Source organism: Phenylobacterium sp. (assembly GCF_046463815.1).
GTDB lineage: Bacteria > Pseudomonadota > Alphaproteobacteria > Caulobacterales > Caulobacteraceae > Phenylobacterium.
The window spans coordinates 17,440-37,292 of the sequence record NZ_JBKBRO010000020.1; the positions used below are offsets into that span (position 1 = coordinate 17,440).

20 protein-coding genes and 1 tRNA gene are annotated in these 19,853 nt (G+C 70.5%); 14 read left to right on the plus strand and 7 right to left on the minus strand.

Going from position 1 to position 19,853, the window contains the following annotated elements; genetic code table 11:
- Nucleotides 1–154 precede the first annotated feature (154 nt).
- Nucleotides 155–328, plus strand: coding sequence for a hypothetical protein (locus ACK4TT_RS13940; RefSeq protein WP_409640126.1), 174 nt, complete (start codon nt 155–157; stop codon nt 326–328).
- 87 nt (nt 329–415) lie between these two features.
- Here ACK4TT_RS13940 and tig read toward each other — a convergent pair whose 3' ends face one another.
- Together tig and ACK4TT_RS13950 are read right to left on the minus strand one after the other, a co-directional pair.
- Nucleotides 416–1,774 carry a trigger factor gene (gene tig / locus ACK4TT_RS13945; protein ID WP_409640129.1) on the minus strand — a complete coding sequence of 453 codons (1,359 nt, stop codon included), beginning with the start codon at nt 1,772–1,774 and terminating at the stop codon, nt 416–418.
- A 157-nt stretch (nt 1,775–1,931) separates the two neighbouring features.
- Nucleotides 1,932–2,016: transfer RNA gene (locus ACK4TT_RS13950), tRNA-Leu, on the minus strand.
- Between the two features lie 72 nt (nt 2,017–2,088).
- Here ACK4TT_RS13950 and ACK4TT_RS13955 point away from each other — a divergent pair.
- Nucleotides 2,089–3,351 carry a glycosyltransferase gene (locus ACK4TT_RS13955; RefSeq protein WP_410213229.1) on the plus strand — a complete coding sequence of 421 codons (1,263 nt, stop codon included), beginning with the start codon at nt 2,089–2,091 and terminating at the stop codon, nt 3,349–3,351.
- Here ACK4TT_RS13955 and ACK4TT_RS13960 read toward each other — a convergent pair.
- Genes ACK4TT_RS13960 through ACK4TT_RS13970 form a run of 3 tightly spaced genes read right to left on the minus strand, consistent with a single transcriptional unit; the run spans nt 3,348 to nt 5,570 of the window.
- The gene (locus ACK4TT_RS13960) at nt 3,348–3,671 is read right to left on the minus strand and encodes a peptidase inhibitor I78 (protein WP_409640135.1); all 324 of its coding nucleotides are present in this window, start codon (nt 3,669–3,671) and stop codon (nt 3,348–3,350) included. The two genes, ACK4TT_RS13955 and ACK4TT_RS13960, sit on opposite strands and share 4 nt — an antisense overlap.
- A complete protein-coding gene (locus ACK4TT_RS13965) occupies nt 3,668–4,117 on the minus strand; it encodes a DNA polymerase III subunit chi (RefSeq protein ID WP_409640138.1) in 450 nt (149 codons plus the stop codon). The genes ACK4TT_RS13960 and ACK4TT_RS13965 overlap by 4 nt, the downstream gene beginning before the upstream one ends.
- A 1-nt stretch (nt 4,118) precedes the next feature.
- Entirely contained in the window at nt 4,119–5,570 is a 1,452-nt protein-coding gene (locus ACK4TT_RS13970) for a leucyl aminopeptidase (protein WP_410213230.1), read from the minus strand.
- 128 nt (nt 5,571–5,698) lie between these two features.
- Between ACK4TT_RS13970 and lptF the strand changes: the two genes are divergently transcribed.
- The 6 genes from lptF to rsmA all read left to right on the plus strand — a co-directional run bounded on the left by lptF (nt 5,699) and on the right by rsmA (nt 13,578).
- Nucleotides 5,699–6,835 (plus strand): LPS export ABC transporter permease LptF, encoded by a 1,137-nt coding sequence (gene lptF, locus ACK4TT_RS13975; protein ID WP_409640145.1) that lies wholly within the window; start codon nt 5,699–5,701, stop codon nt 6,833–6,835.
- A complete protein-coding gene (gene lptG / locus ACK4TT_RS13980) occupies nt 6,832–7,935 on the plus strand; it encodes an LPS export ABC transporter permease LptG (protein ID WP_409640148.1) in 1,104 nt (367 codons plus the stop codon). Before lptF ends, lptG begins: the two co-directional genes overlap by 4 nt.
- A gap of 79 nt (nt 7,936–8,014) precedes the next feature.
- Nucleotides 8,015–10,357, plus strand: coding sequence for an LPS-assembly protein LptD (locus ACK4TT_RS13985; protein WP_410213231.1), 2,343 nt, complete (start codon nt 8,015–8,017; stop codon nt 10,355–10,357).
- Between the two features lie 43 nt (nt 10,358–10,400).
- Nucleotides 10,401–11,753, plus strand: a complete 1,353-nt coding sequence (locus ACK4TT_RS13990; protein WP_409640153.1) for a peptidylprolyl isomerase — start codon at nt 10,401–10,403, stop codon at nt 11,751–11,753.
- Entirely contained in the window at nt 11,750–12,754 is a 1,005-nt protein-coding gene (gene pdxA / locus ACK4TT_RS13995) for a 4-hydroxythreonine-4-phosphate dehydrogenase PdxA (protein WP_410213232.1), read from the plus strand. The genes ACK4TT_RS13990 and pdxA overlap by 4 nt, the downstream gene beginning before the upstream one ends.
- Nucleotides 12,751–13,578: a 16S rRNA (adenine(1518)-N(6)/adenine(1519)-N(6))-dimethyltransferase RsmA gene (gene rsmA, locus ACK4TT_RS14000; protein ID WP_410213233.1), complete on the plus strand. Its 828-nt coding sequence runs from the start codon at nt 12,751–12,753 to the stop codon at nt 13,576–13,578. Before pdxA ends, rsmA begins: the two co-directional genes overlap by 4 nt.
- On the opposite strand, the gene ACK4TT_RS14005 is transcribed toward rsmA, so the two are convergent.
- Entirely contained in the window at nt 13,575–13,709 is a 135-nt protein-coding gene (locus tag ACK4TT_RS14005) for a hypothetical protein (protein WP_409640162.1), read from the minus strand. The two genes, rsmA and ACK4TT_RS14005, sit on opposite strands and share 4 nt — an antisense overlap.
- A gap of 72 nt (nt 13,710–13,781) precedes the next feature.
- On the opposite strand from ACK4TT_RS14005, the gene ACK4TT_RS14010 reads away from it, so the two are divergent.
- Genes ACK4TT_RS14010 through ACK4TT_RS14020 form a run of 3 tightly spaced genes read left to right on the plus strand, consistent with a single transcriptional unit; the run spans nt 13,782 to nt 16,397 of the window.
- Nucleotides 13,782–14,444, plus strand: coding sequence for a DUF969 domain-containing protein (locus ACK4TT_RS14010; protein ID WP_410213234.1), 663 nt, complete (start codon nt 13,782–13,784; stop codon nt 14,442–14,444).
- The gene (locus tag ACK4TT_RS14015; protein ID WP_409640167.1) at nt 14,441–15,394 is read left to right on the plus strand and encodes a DUF979 domain-containing protein; all 954 of its coding nucleotides are present in this window, start codon (nt 14,441–14,443) and stop codon (nt 15,392–15,394) included. Before ACK4TT_RS14010 ends, ACK4TT_RS14015 begins: the two co-directional genes overlap by 4 nt.
- Complete coding sequence (locus ACK4TT_RS14020; RefSeq protein WP_410213235.1) at nt 15,375–16,397, plus strand: DUF2891 domain-containing protein; 1,023 nt, start codon at nt 15,375–15,377, stop codon at nt 16,395–16,397. Before ACK4TT_RS14015 ends, ACK4TT_RS14020 begins: the two co-directional genes overlap by 20 nt.
- Nucleotides 16,398–16,536: 139 nt before the next feature.
- On the opposite strand, the gene ACK4TT_RS14025 is transcribed toward ACK4TT_RS14020, so the two are convergent.
- Nucleotides 16,537–16,971 carry a DUF4402 domain-containing protein gene (locus ACK4TT_RS14025; RefSeq protein ID WP_409640173.1) on the minus strand — a complete coding sequence of 145 codons (435 nt, stop codon included), beginning with the start codon at nt 16,969–16,971 and terminating at the stop codon, nt 16,537–16,539.
- A 245-nt stretch (nt 16,972–17,216) separates the two neighbouring features.
- Here ACK4TT_RS14025 and ACK4TT_RS14030 point away from each other — a divergent pair, with 245 nt between their 5' ends.
- From ACK4TT_RS14030 to ACK4TT_RS14040, 3 genes are read left to right on the plus strand one after another with little or no spacing between them, the layout of a single operon-like run.
- Nucleotides 17,217–17,762 (plus strand): DUF4402 domain-containing protein, encoded by a 546-nt coding sequence (locus ACK4TT_RS14030; protein WP_409640176.1) that lies wholly within the window; start codon nt 17,217–17,219, stop codon nt 17,760–17,762.
- A gap of 13 nt (nt 17,763–17,775) precedes the next feature.
- Entirely contained in the window at nt 17,776–18,111 is a 336-nt protein-coding gene (locus tag ACK4TT_RS14035) for a hypothetical protein (RefSeq protein WP_409640179.1), read from the plus strand.
- 49 nt (nt 18,112–18,160) lie between these two features.
- The gene (locus ACK4TT_RS14040) at nt 18,161–19,747 is read left to right on the plus strand and encodes a hypothetical protein (RefSeq protein WP_410213236.1); all 1,587 of its coding nucleotides are present in this window, start codon (nt 18,161–18,163) and stop codon (nt 19,745–19,747) included.
- Nucleotides 19,748–19,853: the final 106 nt, after the last annotated feature.

Genomic DNA, 19,853 nt, shown 5'->3' on the forward strand with positions numbered 1-19,853 from the left:
AACGCGGGCAAGCGCGGCCACAAGGGAAGTTGATCCGGGGGTGAACTCTTCCAAGGAGCGGCGCCGTAGGCGCCGTCAGAGGTAAATGATACCTTAAATCCCGGGAGAGCCCCGGGACGCCTGAAGCACGGCCGGGGGTAGAGGGAGAATGCCGATGAGCGTGTCCAGCGAACGCGTGCCGGAGTCCGCGCACCCCATTCATGAGCCGCCGCCGCCCTCCATGCTGGCGCTCGACGAGCAGGCCGCGCTCGACCTGCACCGCGAGATCAACAGCCGCCGGGCCCAGGTCGAGAATCCCGAGCTTCTGCGCCGCCTGCGCTCGCTGTAGGCCCCGCCGGCCTCTCCAGGCATGAAAAACGGCGCCGCCCGTATCCAGGCGGCGCCGCTCAGATGCCTCGGCCTGCGAAGGCGGGCGTCAGCCCTCGTAGCCTTCCGGCAGGTCGTCGTCCTTCAGGAGCTCGTCCTTCGGGACCTGCTTGTCCTCCACCTTGGCCTTTTCGACGATCAGGTCGACGACCTTGTCCTCGAAGATCGGCGCGCGGAGCTGCGCCTGGGCGTTGGGATTCTGGCGAAGGAGCTCGAACACCTGCTGGGCCTGCGGGCCGTACTTGATGGCCTCGCGGCGGATCGCCTCGCCCAGCTCCTGGTCGGTCACCTGGACGTTGTGGGCCCGGCCGATCTCGGCCAGCACCAGGCCCAGGCGCACCCGGCGCTCGGCGATCTTGCGGTACTCCTTCTCGAGCTGCTCGTCCGACTTCTTGACGTCCTCCTCGGGCAGGTTGCCAGCGGCCTTGTCCTGCTGGACCTGCTGCCAGATCGAGGCGAACTCGGCCTCGACCATCTTGGGCGGCAGCGGGAAGTCGTGCTTGGAATCGAGCTGGTCCAGCAGGGCGCGCTTCAGCTTGAAGCGGCTGGCGCCGGCGTACTGCTCCTGGAGGTTCGACTTCAGCAGCTCCTTGAGCTTCTCGAGGTTCTCGAGGCCCAGGCGTTCGGCGAAGGCGTCGTCCGGGGCGGCGTCCACCGGGGCCTTCACTTCCTTAACCTTGCACGCGAAGACGGCTTCCTTCCCGGCCAGGTGCTGGGCCTGGTAATCCTCGGGGAAGCTGACCTTCACCTCGACCTCGCTGTCGGGCTTGGCGCCGATGAGCTGGTCCTCGAAGCCGGGGATGAACTGGCCCGACCCCAGCACCAGCTCCACGTCGTTGGCCGAGCCGCCCTCGAACGCCTCGCCGTCGATGCGGCCCACGAAGTCGATCACGACCATGTCGCCGTCCTTGGCCTTCACGGTCTTGCCGGTCTTCGCCTCGTAGGTGCGGTTCTGCTTGGCGAGCTCGCCCAGGGTCTCCTCGACCTCGGCGTCGGTGGGTTCATAGACCGGACGGGTCAGCGACAGGCTGGCCGGGTCGACCGGCTCGAACTCGGGCATCAGGTCGACGGCGACCTCGAAGGCCAGGTCCTGCTTGCCGTCGAGCACGGCCTGCAGGTCGCCTTCCGGCTTCAGGTCGGGCTCGCCCGCCGGGCGCAGCTTGTTGTCCTCAAGCACCTTCTGGGTGCTTTCCGAGAGGGTCTGCTCCAGCACCTCGCTCATGAGGGCCTTGCCGTACAGGCGCTTCACATGGGCCGCCGGCACCTTGCCCGGGCGGAAGCCCTTGACGTTGAGGGTGGGCGCGATCTCCGCGATCCGCGCTTCCAGCCGGTCGGTCAGGTCCTTCACGGGGACCGTCACGCCATAGACGCGGCTCAGGCCTTCACCAGACTTCTCAACGACTTGCATCGACATTCTTCAACTTCCGGACGACGCGCCGTCGCGCGCTGGAGGTCCGCCTTCAGGTGGAATACGGGAGCGCCGCCGAAATTCGCCCGGCGGCGCGGCGCGCCCTTATGTCATGCAAGGCGCCCGCGTGAAAGCCCCCCTTCGCGGGGGCGGCCGATGGTGCGGATGAGAGGACTCGAACCTCCACGCCTCTCGGCGCTGGAACCTAAATCCAGTGCGTCTACCAGTTCCGCCACATCCGCATGCGGCGGCTCCCCCTTATCGGACGGCCGCCGTCGGGCCAAGGGCCGCATGGGGGGCGTGACAGCGGAGCCGTGTCCCGGCACAAGGGCGCCATGGCCGACGGCGTCCTCTTCGTCCACAACAACTTTCCCGCTCAGTTCGCGGACCTCGTGCAGACCCTCGTGGATCGGGGCGTGCGCTGCTGGGCGATCGGCCAGCATCACGCACCCGGGGCGCCCGGCGTTCGAATCGCCCGCTATGGCCTGGAGCGGGGCACCACGCCGGGCATGCTGCCCGCCGCCGTGCGCGCCGAGGCCGACCTGATCCGCGCGAGCGGCGCCTTCCGGGGGGCCAAGGTGCTGCGGGACGAAGGCTGCGATCCCGAGGTGATCGTCGCCCATCCCGGCTGGGGCGAGACGCTCCATCTGCGCGAGGTCTTCCCGAACGCGAAACAGGTGCTGTTCGCCGAGTTCTTCTACCACGGCCGGGGCTTCGACGTGGGCTTCGACCCCGAGTTCGGCGCGACGAGCGACGAGACCGTGAACCTGGTCGACGCCAAGAGCATGGGCATGGCGCTGGCCTATTCCCTGGGCGACGCCATCGTGACGCCGACCCGGTTTCAGGCCTCCACCTTGCCGCCGGTGTTCCGCGACCAGGCGCGGATCATCCACGAGGGGGTGGACGTGGACGCGATCCGGCCGGGCCCGGCCGAACCCTTCGAACTGCCGGACGGGCGGGTGATCCGCCCGGGGACGCCGGTCATCACCCATGTGAACAACAAGATGGAGCCGCTCAGGGGGCTGCACATCTTCGGCCGCGCCCTGCCCCGGCTGATGGCCGAGGTTCCGGACGCCCAGGTGATCGTCATCGGCCAGGAGAAGGATCGGGGTTACGGCGCCGCGCCGCCGGACGGCCTGACCTGGAAGGACTGGGTGTTTCGCGATCTCGCCATCGACCCGGCGCGAATCCACTTCCTGGGCAAGGTCCCGCACGCCCGGATGCTGGACGCGCTCCGGCTATCGACGGCGCACGTCTACTACACCTACCCCTTCGTGCTTTCGTGGTCGGTGGCCGAGGCCATGGCGCTGGGCTGCTACGTGATCGGCTCGGACACGGCGCCGATGCACGACGCCATCGAGGACGGCGTGAACGGCCGCCTGCTGCCGTTCTTCGACGTGGAGGCCCTGAGCCGGGCGCTGATCGACGCCTGCCGCGACCCGGCGGCCTCGGCGCCGCTGCGCGCGGCGGCGCGGGCGACGGCGGTCGAGCGGTTCAGCCGCGCCAGAGGCCGGGCCGCCTGGCTGGAGGTCCTGGCCGAACAGGGCCTCAGGATTCCGCAACCGGCCCAGGCCTAGCCGCAGCGCACCTCGCGGACGATCCCGGTCGCGGCGTCGAAGAAGAAGTTCAGCCGGTTGGGATTGTAGTCCTGGGTCACCGGACAGGTGGTGCAGGCCACGCGCTGGAGTTCGGGCCGCAGGGGCACGGGGATCTCGGAGCGCGGCCGGCCCACGAGGCGCTGGGCCTCGGCGGCGCCGCAGGCGTCCTGCACCGGCGGCGGCGCTGGCGCGGCTGCGGGCGGCGGCGCTGGCTGGGCCGGCGGCGGAGGCTCCGCGGGCGGCGGGCTCGCGCAGGCCGCCAGCCCCAGAAGGAGCGTCGCTGTCGTCCACCGCCTCATGCCTGCTTCTCCCATCCCCGGGCCTGCTGCTTCCAGTAGGACACCGGATGTCCCTCCGCCTTCACGCGGCTCCACTGGGCGCGCGCCAGGCCGAGCTGGGCCTCGTCGCCCCCATCGAACAGCACCACGCAGCGCTGGTAGCCCGCGAGGTCGCCGGGCTCGGCCCCATCCACCAGGAACAGCGCGTCGGCGGCGTTCGGGTTCTCGAAGCCCGTGGTAATGAGGATCGGCTGGCGCCCCGCCCCCGGCTCGTCGGCCGGGGCGTGCGGCAGGAAGCTGTCGTCGCGATAGCTCCACAGCCAGCCGTCCAGGTGCTCCACGCGCTCGGGGACGGCGGAGCGCACGATGGCCTTCCAGCCGCGCTGCAGGGTCTTTTCCAGCAACTCGGGAAGGGCCTGGTCCAGGCCCGTCCGCTCCAGATGGTAGAACCAGACCTCGGCGGTCACCTCAGCCCTCGTACTTCTCCTGCACCATGCGGTTCAGCAGGCGCACGCCGTAGCCGGTGGCGCCTTCCGGCAGGGTGGGAACGGTCGAACCCTTCTTCCAGGCGGTCGAGGCGATGTCGAGGTGGGCCCACGGCAGGCCGTTGACGAACTTCTGGAGGAACAGAGCCGCGGTGATCGAGCCCGCCGGCCGCCCGCCGGTGTTCTTCATGTCGGCGATCTGGGAGTCGATCTGCTTGTTATAGGCCTCGGGCAGCGGCAGGCGCCACAGGGGCTCGCCCTCCTTGCCCGCGGCGTCCAGCAGGTTTCCGGCCAGCTCATCGTTGTTGGAGAAACAGCCGGCGTAGTCATTGCCCAGGCTGATGATGATGGCGCCGGTAAGCGTCGCCAGGTCGACCATGAACTTCGGCTTGAAGCGGTCCTGGCAGTACCAGAGGGCGTCGGCCAGCACGAGGCGCCCCTCGGCGTCGGTGTTGATCACCTCGATGGTCTGGCCGGACATGGAGGTCACCACGTCGCCCGGACGCTGGGCGTTGCCGTCGGGCATGTTCTCGACGAGGCCGAGGATGCCCACCGCGTTCACCTTGGCCTTGCGGGCGGCCAGGACGTACATCAGGCCGGCGACGGCGCCCGCCCCGCCCATGTCCCACTTCATGTCCTCCATGCCCTCGGCGGGCTTGATGGAGATGCCGCCGGTGTCGAAGCACACGCCCTTGCCGACGAAGGCCACGGGCTGGGCGCTGGGATCGTCGGCGCCGTTCCAGCGGATGACCACGAGCTGGCTCTCGCGCACGCTGCCCTGCCCCACGCCCAGCAGGCTGCCCATGTCCAGGGCCTTCATGGCGTCCTCGCCGAGAATCTCGACCTCGAGGCCCAGACGCTCCAGCTCCTTCACCCGCCGGGCGAACTCGGCGGGATAGAGGACGTTGGCGGGCTCGGAGACCAGGTCGCGGGTGAAGCTCACCGCGTCGGCGAGGGCCGCCAGCGGCGGGAAGGCGACGAGCGCGCCCTCGGGATCGCCGCAAGCCACCTGTGTCCTGACGATGGAGGGCTTCTTCTCGGCCGGCTCCTTGGTCCGGTACTTGTCGAAGCGGTAGCAGGCCAGGCGCACGCCCAGGGCCGCCCGCGCGGCGAGGCCGGCGTCCCCATCGGGCGTCTCGATACGCAGCGTCTCCAGGCCGGAGGCCTTGACGGCGTTGTAGGCGCTCGCCCCCGCGTGCTCGGCGCCCAGGGCGTCGAAGGCCTCGCGCTTGCCCGCGCCCACCAGCACCAGGCGGGCCGCCTGCACGCCCTGGGGCGCCAGGACGTCCAGCGTCTGGCCCTTGCCGCCGGTGAACCGGCTGGCGGCCACCGCCTGCGCCAGGGCGCCGTCGAAGGCCTCGCCCTCGAAGACGATGCGCGCCAGCGCGGTCTTCTGCGGGACCCCGGCGGACGCCGCGACGAATTCGATCTCCATGAAACTCTCTCGTTAGCTGGACTAAAGGAACGCGTGCTGCGGTTGTCTGGCGCGGCGACGCATGATTTAGAACACCTCCGCGGCCGGGGCAGGCCTTATTCTGCGGGCAAGCTCTTTTTCGCAAGCCGATGCGCCTGATCGACCGATATCTCCAACGCCAGCTCCTGGGCCCCATCGCCCTCGCCACCCTGGCGTTGACGGGGGTGGCGCTGCTGAGCCAGACGCTCTCGGGCCTCGACCTGATCGTCAACCAGCGCCAGAGCGCGCTGGTCTTCCTGAAGATCACGCTGCTGGCCATGCCGCAGCTCATCAGCATGATCCTGCCCATCGCCGTATTCGTGGCGGCGCTGGTGGCGCTGAACCGGCTGCACACCGAGCAGGAGATCGTGGTCTGCTTCGCGGGCGGCATGAGCCGTTGGCGGGTGATCTCGCCGGCCATCCGCCTGGCCGCGACCATCGCCTTCATCGCCCTGCTGGTGAACCTGTGGGTCCAGCCGGCGGCCTATCGCGAGATGCGCCAGGAGCTGTTCAAGGTCAGGACCGACCTCGCCTCCACCCTCGTGCGCGAGGGCGAATTCACTGAGCCGGCGCCGGGCCTGACCGTCTACGCCCAGCACGTGGGCGGCTCGGGCGACCTGCAGAACCTGTTCATCCACCAGGCGAAATCGGACGGCTCGTCTTCGACCTACACCGCCCAGACCGGTCGGGTGTCGAAGAGCCAGGGCCGCCCCGTGCTGGTGATGAAGAACGGCTCGATCCAGGAGTTCTCGTCCAGGGGGGTGCTGAACTACCTGACCTTCGACGAATACATCTTCGACCTGTCGGCCCTGACCAGCTCGGACGAGCTCGTCCACTACAAGCCCTCGGATCGCTATCCGCACGAGCTCTTCTTCCCCGACCTCACCCAGGACTGGGAACAGCGGAACCGCCTCGACCTGCTCGCCGAGGGACACGCGCGGATCGCCACCCCGCTCTACAACCTGGCCTTCATGGCCATGGCGCTGTCGGCCATCATCGGCGGCGGGTTCTCACGTCTGGGCTACGGCCGCCGGATCGCGCTCACCGGCGCGGCGGCGGTCGTCGTCCGCGTCCTGGGCTTCCAGGCCCAGGCCGCCGCCGAGGGCGCGGCCTGGCTGAACGTCCTGCAGTACGCCATCCCGCTCGTCGCCATGGCCGTGGCGTTCCGCAGCATCTTCCGCCAGCGGGTCAGCCGCTACATCGACATCACCCGCCGGCCCGCCCGCATCGCCGGAGCCCGGGCATGACCGGCCTCGGACGGCTCGAGCGCTATGTGGTCGGACGGATGCTGGCCGGCGTCGGCGCCGCGCTGGCGGTGATCTCGGCCGTGATCCTGCTGATCGAGTTCGTGGAGCTGTCCAGCCAGGTCGGCACCCGGGTGGACGTGGGCGCGAGCGGCATCTTCACCCTGACGGTCCTGCGGGCTCCCTCGCTGATCCAGATCCTGCTGCCGTTCTGCTTCCTGTTCGGCGGGATCGGGGCGTTCGTCGGCCTGAACCGCAAGAGCGAGCTGGTGGCCATGCGGGCGGCCGGCGTTTCGGCCTGGCGCTTCATCCTGCCGTCGGCCGGCGTCGCCGCGGCCCTGGGCGTCCTGGCGGTGGCGGTCCTCAACCCCGTGGCGGCGGCGCTCAACGCCCGCTTCGAGGCGGAGCGCGCCCGCCTCATGGAGAACTATCTGGGCGACCAGCCCCGCGACGTCTGGCTGCGCCAAGGCGACGACCGCAACCAGCTCGTCATCCACGCCCGCGACCGGGTCACCCGGGATGGGACCGTCGTGCTGCGCGGCGTCTCGGTGTTCATCTACGAGAAGACCGCCAAGGGGCCCCTGGAATTCCGCCGACGGCTGGAGGCCGCCGAGGCCCGGCTGATGCCGGGGTTCTGGCAGCTCAAGGACGTGCGCGAGGCCGGCGCGGGCGAGAATTCGATCCGCTCCGAAAGCCTGTCGATCCGCTCGACCCTCGACGCCGAGGCGGCCATGGAGCGCTTCGCCTCGCCCGAGGCCATCGCCTTCTGGCGGCTGCCGGCGGCCATCCGGCTGACCGAGCAGGCCGGCTTCTCCGCCTCGGGCTACCGGCTGCGGTTCCAGCAGCTCCTGTCGACCCCCCTGCTCTTCGCGGCCATGACCGTCCTGGCCGGGGCCTTCTCGCTGCGCCTGGCGCGGTTGGGCGGGCTGGCCGGCCTCGCCGGCGTCGGCGTGGGGCTGGGGTTCGTGATGTTCTTCTTCAACCAGTTCGCCGGCGCGCTGGCGCGGGCGGACTTCATTCCGCTCACGGCGGCTGCCTGGGCGCCGGGGCTGGTGGCCCTGCTCGCAGGCGTCACCCTGCTTTGCTACACCGAAGACGGTTGAATCGTTCGCCTGCCGGGCTATGCATCCCGGCTTGAGCTCGGCTAAGCGCGCGTCGTCGCGAGAGGGGATCGTAAGCTCGATGAGTCCGCGTCGGCGTTCGCCGCGACAGACAGGCAAGCACGCCCTCCTGGCCGGCGCGGCGTTGGCGATTCTGTGGGCCGCCGCCGCCGAGGCCCAGACGACCGCGCCCGCCGCGGCCCCGGCCAGGCCCGGGCCGGACGGCCTGCTGCCCGGCGAGCTCTACATGGAGGCCGACGAGGTCGCCCATGACGACGAGGCCAAGCAGACCACGGCCAACGGGAACATCGAGGTCCGCTACAACGGCCGCACGCTGCGCGCCGACCGTCTGGTCTACGAGCAGGAGACCGGCGTCATCCGGGCCTTCGGCCACATCACCATCGTCAACGCCGACGGGACGTCCGAATACGCCGACGAGGTGGTGCTGGACGAGGACATGCGCGCCGGCGTCGCCCTGGGCTTCTCGGCCCGCCTTCCCGAAAACGTGAAGATGGCCGCGGCCAGCGCCGCCAAGCGCTCGGAGAACATCCAGGAGCTCAACCGGGCCATCTACACGCCCTGCGAGATCTGCGCGGCCGACGGCAAGTCGAAGAAGCCCACCTGGTCCATCGCCGCCGACAAGGTGGTCCGCGATCAGAAGCGGCGCATCGTCTACTACCGCAACGCCCGCTTCCGCCTGTTCGGCGCCCCGGTGCTCTACCTGCCGCTGTTCTGGCACGCCGACCCGCAGGCCGGCCGCTCGTCGGGCTTCCTGCCGCCCAAGGCCTCGGCCTCGGACCGACGCGGGTTCTCGTACGAACAGCCCTATTACCTGGTCACCTCGCCGTCCTCCGACATCACCTTCAGCCCGCAGTTCAACACCAAGGTGAACCCCTTCCTGAACCTGGAGGCCCGCAAGCGCTTCTACTCGGGCGAGGTCGACCTGCGGCTGGGCTACACCCACGACCGCGACTTCGACGGCAAGGGCAACGAGTTCGGCAAGAAGACCGACCGCAGCTACGTCCTGGGCCGCGGGGCCTTCCAGATCGACGAGAAGTGGCGCTGGGGCTTCACCGCCGAGCGCGCCTCGGACGACCTGATCTTCGACAAGTACGAAGTGGGCGACGTCTACGAGACGAGGGGCCCCTATGTCGCCGACGACCGGCGGCTGATCAGCCAGATCTACGCGATCCGCCAGGACCGCCGCTCGTACTTCTCCACCGCCGCCATGACCATCCAGGGCCTGCGGCCCGGCGCCATCGACCCCGTGACGGGTTTCGCCGCGGGCGAGAACGACCGGATCTTCCCGGTGATCGGGCCATTGGTGGAAGGCCACTACGAGGTCCCGACGACGATCGCGGGCGGCCGCCTGCGGGTCCACACCAGCGGCGTGGTCCTGAGCCGCGAACAGTCTCCCACCGACCTCAGCGCCCGCCTGCCGGGCCTGGACAGCGCCCGGGCGACGGGAGAGTTGGACTGGCGGCGCACCCTCACCTCGGCTGGCGGCGTGCGCGTCTCTCCGTTCGTCAGCGTGCGGGCGGACGCCTACCGCATCCAGGACATCCTGACCGGCGTCGGCTCGGCGACGCGCAAGGACGACATGGTCAGGGGCCTGGCCACGGCCGGCGTGGATATCTCGTATCCGGTCTTCAAGCGCGTGAAGAACGCCACGGTGGTGCTGGAGCCGGTGGCCCAGGTCGCCGCCTCACCCGACGCCAAGCAGGTGGTGATCGGCCACAACGCCACGACGGGCGAGGCCATCTACCTCAACGAGGACAGCGTCGCCTTCGAGTTCGACGAGACCACCCTCTTCCGGCCGAACAAGTTCCCCGGCTACGACCTCTATGAGGACGGCGTGCGCCTGAACGTCGCCGGGCGGGCCTCGGTGCTGTGGGACGACGGGCGCCGCGCCAACCTGCTGGTCGGCCGCAGCTTCCGCACCGAGGACAACCGGGTCTTCACCGACCGCACCGGGCTGCGCACCAAGGCCTCGGACTGGATCGTGGCCGCCGACGCCCAGCCGTTCAGGGGCGTGTCGATGTTCGCCCGCGCGCGGCTCGACAACGACACCCTCGACATCCATCGCCTGGAAGCGGGCGCCAACGTCTACAACAAGCGCGGCTCGGGCTTCATCCGCTACCTGACCGACGACTTCGACATCAACGGCCGCAAGCGCGAGAACCTCGACCTCGGCGGCGAGCTCTATGTCGGCAAGAACTACGGCGTCAGCCTCTACGGCAGCCGGGACCTGAAGGAAGACGCCTGGGTCATCCGCGACTACGGCGTGTTCTACCGCGACGACTGCCTGCGGGTGGACGTGATCTACCGCCGGGAGGACGTCATCGTGGGCCGCCTGCTGCCCAGCGAGTCCGTCTCGGTGCGCCTAACGCTCGCCACATTGGGCGGAACATTTAATGGCCGATAGAATGCCGGGCGAAATGCGCCCCACCAGGGAAAAGATCTCTTTCATGAAGTCACTCGTCACGGGCCCTGCGGCGCGGAGCGCGGCCTTGGCCGCGGCGCTGATCGCGGCCGGCTCGCCGCCGGCCGCGCTGGCCCAGCAGGCCCCGGCCGCCCAGCCCGCGCAGCAGCAACCTGCGGCTCCTGCGCAGACGGCGCCGGAGGCGCCCCGCGGCCTGTCAGAGTCTGTCGCCGCCGTGGTGAACGACGACATCATCTCCACCTACGACCTGGCGCAGCGCATGCGCCTCCTGATCGCCACCTCGGGCGTCCAGCCGACCGAGCAGACCCTGCCCCAGTTCCAGCGCGAGGCCCTCATTTCCCTCGTCGACGAGCACCTGCAGTTCCAGGAGCTGCGCCGCGTCGAGAAGGAGCAGAAGATCGAGATCGTCGCCACCGACGAGGAGGTGGACGAGGAGATCGCGGCCATGGCCCGCGAGAACAACATGTCCCGCGAGCAGTTCCTGGGCTTCCTGGGCAGCCGCGGGATCGGCGTCGACACCCTGCGCCAGCAGATCCGGGCCCAGATGAGCTGGACCCGCTGGATCCGCGGCCGCTACGGCAGCCGCCTGCGCGTCGGCGACGACCAGATCTCGGCCGCCCAGGCCCGCCTGGCCGCGGCGGCCGCCAAGCCGCAGTACCAGATTTCCGAAGTGCTGATCGACGCCAACCGGGTGGGCGGCATGCAGCAGGCCATGCAGGGCGCCCAGCAGTTGGTGGCCCAGATGCAGCAGGGCGCGCCCTTCCCCGCGGTCGCCCGTCAGTTCTCGGCGCTGCCGACCGCGGCGGCCGGCGGCGACGCGGGCTGGATCAGCCAGGGCGAAATGCCGGCCGAGGTCGAGCAGGTGCTGGAGGGGATGCGGCCGGGCCAGCTCTCCCAGCCCATCCCGGTGAAGGACGGCGTCTACATCCTCTATCTGCGCGACAAGCGGGCCGGCGGCGGCGCCACCCTGGTCAACCTGAAGCAGGTCGCCGTGGCCGTGCCCCAGGGCGGCGACGAGGCGGCCGCGCGGGCCAAGCTCGAGGCCATCCGGCCCAAGATCACGAGCTGCGACAACCTCGAACAGGCCGCCCAGGGCGTCGAGGGCGTCGTGGCCGGGGACCTGGGCGAGGCCGAGGTCGCCGATCTCGCGCCGCAGTTCCGGGACGCCGCCGAACGCCTCCAGGTGGGCCAGGTCTCCGAGCCGATCCGCACCGGCGCGGGCCTGCACCTGGTCGCCGTGTGCGGCCGCCGCTCGGCTGGCGAGGCCCAGATGGATCGCGATCAGATCGAGAACCGGCTGTTCAGCCAGCAGCTCAGCATGATCGCGCGGCGCTACATGCGCGACCTGCGCAACTCCGCCACCATCGAGACGCGGTGAGGACGGGCCCGCTCGCGCTCACGCTCGGAGATCCCGCGGGCATAGGCCCCGAGATCGCGGTCAAGGCCTGGCGCACGCTGCGCGAGACGGGCCCGGCGTTCTTCGTGGTGGGCGACCGGCGGGCGCTCGCCTCGGCGCCCGGCGCTTCGGACGTCGACGTGCGCGTCATCCACACGCCGGACGAGGCGATGGCCGCGTTCGCCGACGTCCTGCCCGTGCTCGACCTGCCCCTCCAGGCGCCCGTGGTGGCCTGCCAGCCGACGCCGGCCGCTGCGCCGGCCATCATCCGCTGGATCGAGACCGCCGTGGGCCTGGCGCTGTCGGGGACGGTGTCCGGCGTCGTCACGGCGCCCATCGCCAAGGCCCCACTCTACGAGGCGGGCTTCAGGTTTCCAGGCCACACCGAGTTCCTGGGCGAGCTCACCGCCAACGCGCCGTTCGACGGCGCGCGCGGCCCGGTCATGATGCTCACCGCGTCGGACCTGCGCGTCACCCTGGTCACCGTCCACGAGCCCATCGCCAAGGTTCCGGCCGCCCTGTCGGTCGAAAGGATCGTCCATGCCGGGCTCGTCACGGCCCAGGCCCTGCGCCGGGATTTCGGGGTGGAAGCGCCTCGCCTGGCCGTCGCGGGGCTCAATCCCCACGCCGGCGAGCGCGGGAGCATCGGCCGCGAGGAGGTGGAGATCGTCGAGCCCGCCGTCCGGGCGCTGCGCGAGGCCGGCGTCGACGCCCGGGGCCCCTATCCGGCCGACACCCTGTTCCCGGCCGAGGTCCGGGCGACCTACGACGCGGCGCTCTGCATGTACCACGACCAGGCGCTGATCCCGGTGAAGATGCTGGACTTCTGGGGCGGGGTGAACGTGAGCCTGGGCCTGCCCATCGTGCGCACCTCGCCCGATCACGGCACGGCGTTCGACATCGCCGGACGCGGGATCGCGCGCGCCGACAGCCTGGTCGCCGCCATCCGCCTCGCCGCCGAGATCGCGGCCCGCCGCCGATGAGCCTGGAAGCCCTGCCGACCCTGCGCGAGGCGCTGGAGGCCCACGGCCTGTGGGCCAAGAAGGCGTTCGGCCAGCATTTCCTGCTGGACCTCAACATCACCCGCAAGATCGCCCGCCTGGCCGAGGTCGGCGACGGCGATCTGGTCATCGAAGTGGGGCCCGGCCCCGGCGGCCTCACCCGCGCCCTGCTGGAGACCGGCGCCCAGGTGATCGCCGTCGAGAAGGACGAACGCTTCCGCCCCCTGCTGGAGGAGCTGGCCGCGGCGGCGAACGGCCGCCTCACGCTGGTGTTCGGCGACGCGCTGACGACGGACGAGGCGGCGCTGGCCGCCGGACGACCCGCCCATCTCGTCTCCAACCTGCCCTACAACGTCGGTACGCCGCTGCTCATCAAGTGGCTCACCGGCCCCTGGACGCCGGTGTCCCTGACGCTGATGTTCCAGAAGGAGGTGGCCGAGCGGATCGTGGCCGCGCCGGGCTCCGGCGCCTACGGCCGGCTGGGCGTCATCGCCCAGGCCGCCTGCGACGCCCGGCCCGTGATGGACGCGCCGGCCCGCGCCTTCACCCCGCCGCCGAAGGTGGATTCCGCCGTGGTCCGCCTGGAGCCCCGCGCCGACCGCCCCTCGCCGCAGCGGCTCGACGCGCTCCAGAAGGTCACCGCCGCCGCCTTTGGCCAGCGGCGCAAGATGCTGAGATCCAGCCTGAAGGTCATGGGCGGCGAGGCTCTGGTCACGACCGCGGGCCTCGATCCCGCCGCGCGGGCCGAGATGGTGGACGTGAAGGGTTTCCTGGCGCTCGCCGACGCCTGGCTGGCGTCCCGCTAATCCTCCTCGGGCGGGTCGTCGTGGCCGGGCGGGGTCCAGGCCGGCGGGTCGCTGGCCGGGAAGGATTCCTCGCCCGCTTCCTCCACGAGGTCGAAGCCGTCGTCTTCGTCCGGGGTCTTCGGTCCGTTCATGGGCCGCAGCCTACGCCGTTGCCCAACCCGATTCCACCCGCTCCAATGGCCGAATCGCACTGAGGAGCCGGCATGCTGACCCTCCTGGGCGTCGCGGTGGTCATCGTGGGCTTCGCCGCGCGTCTCAACCCCCTGCTCGTGGTCGTGCTGGCCGCCTTCACGACCGGAGTCTTCGCCGGGCTCTTGCCCGTGGAGGTCCTGGCGGCCTTCGGCAAGGCGTTCAACGAGAACCGCTACGTGACCATTGTCTATCTCGTGCTGCCGATGGTGGGCGTGCTCGAACGCGCCGGCCTGCAGGAGCGCGCCCGGGGACTGATCGCCAGGTTCCGGGGCGTGTCCGTGGGGCCGTTCCTCGTGGGCTATCTGGCCTTCCGGCAGATCACCTCGGCCATGGGGCTCACCTCCATCGCCGGCCAGGCCCAGAGCGTGCGGCCGCTGGTGGCGCCGATGGCCGAGGGCGCCGTGGAAGCCCGCGGCGAGATGGACGAGCACACCCGCCAGGCGGTCCGCGCCTACGCCGCCGCCACCGACAACATCGGCCTGTTCTTCGGGGAGGACATCTTCATCGCCATCGGTTCGATCCTGCTGATGGTGGGCTTCCTGGCCGCCAGCGGCATCGTGATGGATCCCATCCACCTGTCGCTCTGGGCGATCCCGACCGCCATCGCCGCCTTCGCGATCCACGCGGTCCGCCTCCTCCTGTTCGATCGTCGCCTGAAGAAGCAGGCCGCATGATCAGGCTCTCGATCGTCTATGTGCTGACGGGCCTGGTGTTCGCCGCCTTCGCGGCGCTGAGCGCCGGCGACCGGGCGAATCCCAGGCGGCTGGGCAACGCGATGTTCTGGGGCCTCGTCGCGCTGAGCTTCCTGGCCGGCGACCGGCTGGGCGATGTCGGCAACGGCGTCCTGGTCCTGGGGCTGGCGCTCATCGCCGGGTTCGGCCTCCTGGGGCGGGGCCAGCCCGCCACCACCTCGGCCGAGGAGCGCCGCGAGCTTTCGGGACGCTTCGGGAACCGGCTGTTCATCCCGGCCCTCACCCTGCCCTTGGTGGTGATCCTGGGCGTGCTGCTGCTCAAGCCGCTGCAGATCGGCGGCCAGCCGCTGCTCGACCCCAAGCAGGCGACCTTGATTTCGCTGGCCATCGCCGCCGTCGTTTCGTTGGGCGCGGCGCTCCTCCTTCTCCGCCAGCCCTTGCTCAGCCCACTCCAGGAAGGCCGCCGCCTGATGGACACCGTGGGCTGGGCCGCCCTGCTGCCCCAGATGCTGGCCGCGCTGGGCGCGGTCTTCGCCCTGGCGGGCGTAGGCGAGCTGATCGGCCAGCTCGTGACACAGTGGATCCCGCTCGACACGCGGCTCGCGGCGGTCGCCGTCTACTGCCTCGGCATGGCGGGCTTCACCATGGTCATGGGCAACGCCTTCGCGGCTTTTCCGGTGCTCACCGCGGGGATCGGATTACCCATTCTGATCAACCGCTTCGGCGGAGATCCTGCGGTGGTGTGCTCGATCGGCATGCTGTCGGGCTTCTGCGGCACGCTGATGACCCCGCTGGCGGCCAACTTCAACCTCGTGCCGCCGGCCCTGCTGGAACTGAGGGACCGCTACGCCGTCATCAAGGCCCAGGTCCCGACGGCGCTGCCGCTGCTGATCGTCAATGTGGTGCTGATGTATGTCCTCGCCTTCCGCTGAGCGCCTCACGCCCGAGCTCGCCTCGGCCTTCGCCCGCATCGCCCTGGGCCACGTGGCCCGCGAGTATCCCAACAAGCTGGACCACGTCCTGGACGGGCCGCAGGACGCCCAGGGGCCGCGCGCCCTGCATCCAATCTTCTTCGGCAGCTTCGACTGGCACTCCTGCGTCCACGGCTACTGGCTGCTGGCCAGCGTGCTGCGCCTCCATCCCGACATCCCCGAGGCGCCTGCCGTACGCGCACAGCTCGACGCCGCCTTCACCGAGGCCAACGTCGCGGCCGAGGTCGCCTACTTGGCCCGCCCCTCCGCCCGGGGCTTCGAGCGGCCGTACGGCTGGGGCTGGCTGCTCAAGCTGCAGGCCGAACTCCTGGCCCACGACGCGCCCTGGGCCGGCCGGATGCAGCCGCTGGCCGACGCCTTCGTCCGGCGTTTCAAGGATTTCCTGCCCAAGGCGGCCTATCCGATCCGCACCGGCGTGCACTCGTCGACGTCCTTCGCCATCGCGATCGCCAGCGACTACGCCCGCCTGAGGGATCCCGAGCTGCTGGCGACGTTCGAGGCCAGGGTGCGCGGCTGGCACCTCGCCGACCGCGACGCCCAGGCGTGGGAGCCGTCGCTCGACGACTTCCTGTCGCCTACCCTGGTCACCGCGGAGTGCCTGCGCCGGCTGCTGCCCGCCCACGAGTTCCGGGCCTGGCTCATGGCCTATCTGCCCCGCCTCGCCGAGGGGCGGCCGCAGAGCCTGTTCACGCCTGCCACGGTCACCGACCGCACCGACGGCAAGATCGCGCACCTGGACGGCCTGAACCTGTCGCGCGCCTGGTGCTGGCGCGGGATCGCCGGGGCGCTGGCCGCCGACGATCCCGCCCGCGCCGTCGCCAAGGACGCCGCCCGCCTGCATCTCGCCGCGAGCCTCCCGCACGTGGCCGGAGACTACATGGGCGAACACTGGCTGGCGTCCTTCGCGCTGCTCGCGCTCGGCGCCGGAGACGCCTCCCCCTAGGCGCCCGCCTTCCTCCCGTGAGGTCGGACTCCTCTGCGGTCGAGGATGGACGCCAAGGTGACGCCCAGTTCACCGAAATGGCAAAGGCCCGGGGGCGCGCGCCTGTGGATCATGGCGCGGTTGCTGGGGATTGATCCGCCTATTGCAGCGAGAGGATGACGGGGAACGAGCCCTCGTAGAGCCCCGGCGTCGCGGCGCCGGAGAGGCCCACGACCCCCTGGACGTCCACCGAGGCGCGGCTGCGGGCGCCGAGCGCGCCCGACAGGGTCGTGGCCGCGCCGCTCGGCGAGAGCGACAGGACGACCTCCTCCGTGCCGCCGGCCCGAACCAGCTTCAGGCTGGACGGCATGGCGATGTTGAAGGTGTCCCCCGCCACGCCGCTCACCTCGTAACGGCCGCCGACCGCCTGGGCCGCGACGGAGGCTTGTCCGGACGGCCGCTGGACTGGAGCCACCGTGAGTTCCGCGCCCTTGGCAAACTGCGGCGGGTCCACGATCACGACGGAACCGGTAACCTGGGTGGAGGCCTGGGCCCACGCGTTCCCGCCCCCGAAGGCGAGGGCCAATCCAAGCATGAGACGCGACGCCCCGATCATGAGGGGCACGTTAGGGCCGGCGGGTTAACACCGCAATGACGCCTGCATGACCCCGGGCGAAAACCCGAAATGGGTGGCCTCTCCATTGCACGCCGGCAAGCACGACTGTATCAGGCCGCTCATCCTGTACTGGTTCGAAACAGCTCTTTGTTTCGGATCAACTTTTGATAGGTCCGAGCGGCCCTTGATACGCGTTTTGATAGAGTTTTGACCCGGGGGTCAGAGTGATTCAGATCCGCAATGTCCTGATCAGCGCGCTGACCGGCGTCGCCTCGGTGGCCTCGCTGGGCGGCATCGCCCATGCCCAGGCCTCGGCGAGCCAGGCCACGCAGTCGACCGTGACGGTGTTCCGTCCCATCACGCTCACCAAGAACACCGACCTGTCGTTCGGCACCGTCGTGCGTCCGGCCACGGGCTCAGGCACCATCACGATCTCCCAGACCGACGGCTCGCGCTCGCTTTCGGGCAGCGGCGCCCTGCTCTCGACGGGCCCGAACGCCGCGCCCGGCCGGGCGACCTATACGGTCAACGGCGAGGGCGGCCAGACCTTCTCGATCTCGGTCCCGGCCAACTTCAACATGACCCGCTCGGGCGGCTCGGAGACCATCACGGTGGTCCTGACGCCCACGGCGACCACGGGCACGCTCTCGAACGCCCTGGGACAGGCCGGCTCGTCCACCTTCGGCGTCGGCGGGCAGATCCCGATCAACGACACGACCGCCAGCGGCGCCTATACTGGCTCCTTCACAACCACCGTCGCCTACAATTGACGGAAGGGGCGCGATGCGCCGCACGGCTCTCCTGCTCGGCCCCGTTCTGCTGGGTCTCCTGTTGGGCGGCTGCGCAACCGCGTTCGAAGGCGAACGGCCCTCGTCGCTCTACGGCCAGCATGTGGACGCCGCCGTGGCCCTCTACGGGCCCTGGCAGGAGCAGATGACGCTAGACGGCAAGCGCTACTATCTGTGGCGGCGGAGCGTCGAGACGACCGACGGGCCGCGCTTCTGCGAGCTGCGCCTCGAGATCACGCCCAAGCATCTCATCGCCCGGCGCCTGCTGCAGGGCTATTCCGAGGCCTGCGGCCTGTTCACCGCCCAGTTCGTCCCGGACGCGCGGAAATAGCCGAATCGAGGCTACCTGGGACGTTCGAGGTTCGGACGGGATCGGGGTGGTGAGAGGCTTTCCTGCAGCGGCTCGGCCGGGCGTCGTCCCGGCGCTGGCGGCCCTCGTGGTCTTCGCCATCCTCGCCTTCCATCCCGCCCTGCTCAACGACGGCGACACCTATTGGCATCTGGCCGCCGGCGGCTGGATGCTGGACCACGGCCGGCTGCTGGATCGCGACGTCTTCTCGGCCACCGTCACAGGCCAGCCCTGGATACCGCTCGAGTGGCTGTCCGAGGTGGCGATGGCGGGCGCCTACCGCCTGGGCGGCTGGACCGGCGTCATCCTGCTGTTCGCCGCGGCGGGGGCGGCCCTGGTCGGGCTCGTCGGAAGCCGCCTCTCGCGGGTTCTGCCCGCGACGGGGACGGCCGCGACCCTGGCGCTGCTGTTCCTGCTGGCGGCGCCCTCGCTGCTGGCGCGACCGCATCTGCTCGCCCTGCCGCTCCTGGCGGGCTGGACGCTCGCGCTTCTCCGGGCTCGGGACGAGGACCGCGCGCCGCCGCTCTGGCTGCCGCTGCTCATGGTCGCCTGGGCGAACCTGCATGGCAGCTACCTCTTCGGCCTCCTGCTGTTCGGCGTCTTCGGCCTGGAGGCGCTGATCGCCGGGCGGGCCACGCCGCTGAAGGTGATCGGCGCCTGGGCGCCCGCGGGCCTGCTCACCCTGGCCGCGGCCTTCGCCACGCCCCACGGCCTGGACGGGGTCCTGCACCCGCTGGCGCTCACGCGGATGCGGAGCCTGCCGATGATCACCGAGTGGCGACCGGTCGACTTCTCGACCTTCGGACCGGTGGAGGCCGCGCTCCTCGTCACGCTCCTGGTGTGCCTGCTGAAAGGCGTGCGCGTGCCGGTCGTCCGGCTGCTGCTGCTCCTGTTCGTGCTGCACATGACGCTGGAGCACCAGCGGCACCAGGCCGTGCTCGCGGTGCTGGGCCCCCTCCTGCTCGCCGAGCCCCTTGCGGAAGCCTATGGCCGGGCCGGGGGACGCGCCGTGCTCGGTCCGCGCGGCCTCGTCGCCGCGGCGCTGGCCTTCGCCGTCGTCGCGGGCGTCCGCATCGCCCTGCCCGCCCAACGCCCGGATGGTCTGAACACCCCGGTCACCGCGCTGACCCACCTGCCGCCCGAGCTCGCGCAGCGGCCGGTCCTCAACACCTACGGTTTCGGCGGCTGGCTGATGCTGACCGGCCACCGCCCCTTCATCGACGGCCGGGCCGACATGTACGGCGACGCCTTCATGCAGCGCTACGACGCGATCACGCGCGGGAACCAGCAGGCCCTCAGCCAGGCGCTGGAGCGCTACGGCGTCGACTGGACCCTGCTTCGCCCGGACGAAGCCCTGGTCCCGATCCTGGACGTCCGGCCGGGCTGGCGCAGGCTCTACGCCGACCGGTGGGCGGTCCTTCACGTCCGGGAGGCGGCGCTGGCGACGCCCTGGAGTCTTGAGCGCGATCTGATCGCAAGACCGGCGCCCACTTCTGCGGATCGCGCTTTAGGTGTTCAGTCCCGAGGTCAAGTGAACGGGATCGAGCCGTCGCCTGGATGCCGCCGCGTCGCCGCCCGGTGTTCAGTCCCGAGGTCAAGTGAACGGGATCGAGCCTGAAGCGGTCCGGCTGCTCAGCCCGTCCCGCTGGGCTTCCTCTTGGATCGGAGCCTTCGATCACTGTATCGCCGCCCGGATGGCGTGCGTGGTCGTGGCGCCGCCGCGG

Bases quoted from the DNA above. Each gene is read 5' to 3' on its own strand.
- lptF (WP_409640145.1), top strand. From the start codon at position 5,699: ATGCGCCTGATCGACCGATATCTCCAACGCCAGCTCCTGGGCCCCATC.
- tig (WP_409640129.1), bottom strand. From the start codon at position 1,774: ATGCAAGTCGTTGAGAAGTCTGGTGAAGGCCTGAGCCGCGTCTATGGC.
- ACK4TT_RS14020 (WP_410213235.1), top strand. From the start codon at position 15,375: ATGTCCTCGCCTTCCGCTGAGCGCCTCACGCCCGAGCTCGCCTCGGCC.
- ACK4TT_RS13985 (WP_410213231.1), top strand. From the start codon at position 8,015: ATGAGTCCGCGTCGGCGTTCGCCGCGACAGACAGGCAAGCACGCCCTC.
- ACK4TT_RS14010 (WP_410213234.1), top strand. From the start codon at position 13,782: ATGCTGACCCTCCTGGGCGTCGCGGTGGTCATCGTGGGCTTCGCCGCG.
- rsmA (WP_410213233.1), top strand. From the start codon at position 12,751: ATGAGCCTGGAAGCCCTGCCGACCCTGCGCGAGGCGCTGGAGGCCCAC.
- ACK4TT_RS14005 (WP_409640162.1), bottom strand. From the start codon at position 13,709: ATGAACGGACCGAAGACCCCGGACGAAGACGACGGCTTCGACCTCGTG.
- ACK4TT_RS14025 (WP_409640173.1), bottom strand. From the start codon at position 16,971: ATGCTTGGATTGGCCCTCGCCTTCGGGGGCGGGAACGCGTGGGCCCAG.
- ACK4TT_RS13940 (WP_409640126.1), top strand. From the start codon at position 155: ATGAGCGTGTCCAGCGAACGCGTGCCGGAGTCCGCGCACCCCATTCAT.
- ACK4TT_RS14015 (WP_409640167.1), top strand. From the start codon at position 14,441: ATGATCAGGCTCTCGATCGTCTATGTGCTGACGGGCCTGGTGTTCGCC.
- lptG (WP_409640148.1), top strand. From the start codon at position 6,832: ATGACCGGCCTCGGACGGCTCGAGCGCTATGTGGTCGGACGGATGCTG.
- ACK4TT_RS14035 (WP_409640179.1), top strand. From the start codon at position 17,776: ATGCGCCGCACGGCTCTCCTGCTCGGCCCCGTTCTGCTGGGTCTCCTG.
- ACK4TT_RS13990 (WP_409640153.1), top strand. From the start codon at position 10,401: ATGAAGTCACTCGTCACGGGCCCTGCGGCGCGGAGCGCGGCCTTGGCC.
- ACK4TT_RS13970 (WP_410213230.1), bottom strand. From the start codon at position 5,570: ATGGAGATCGAATTCGTCGCGGCGTCCGCCGGGGTCCCGCAGAAGACC.
- ACK4TT_RS13960 (WP_409640135.1), bottom strand. From the start codon at position 3,671: ATGAGGCGGTGGACGACAGCGACGCTCCTTCTGGGGCTGGCGGCCTGC.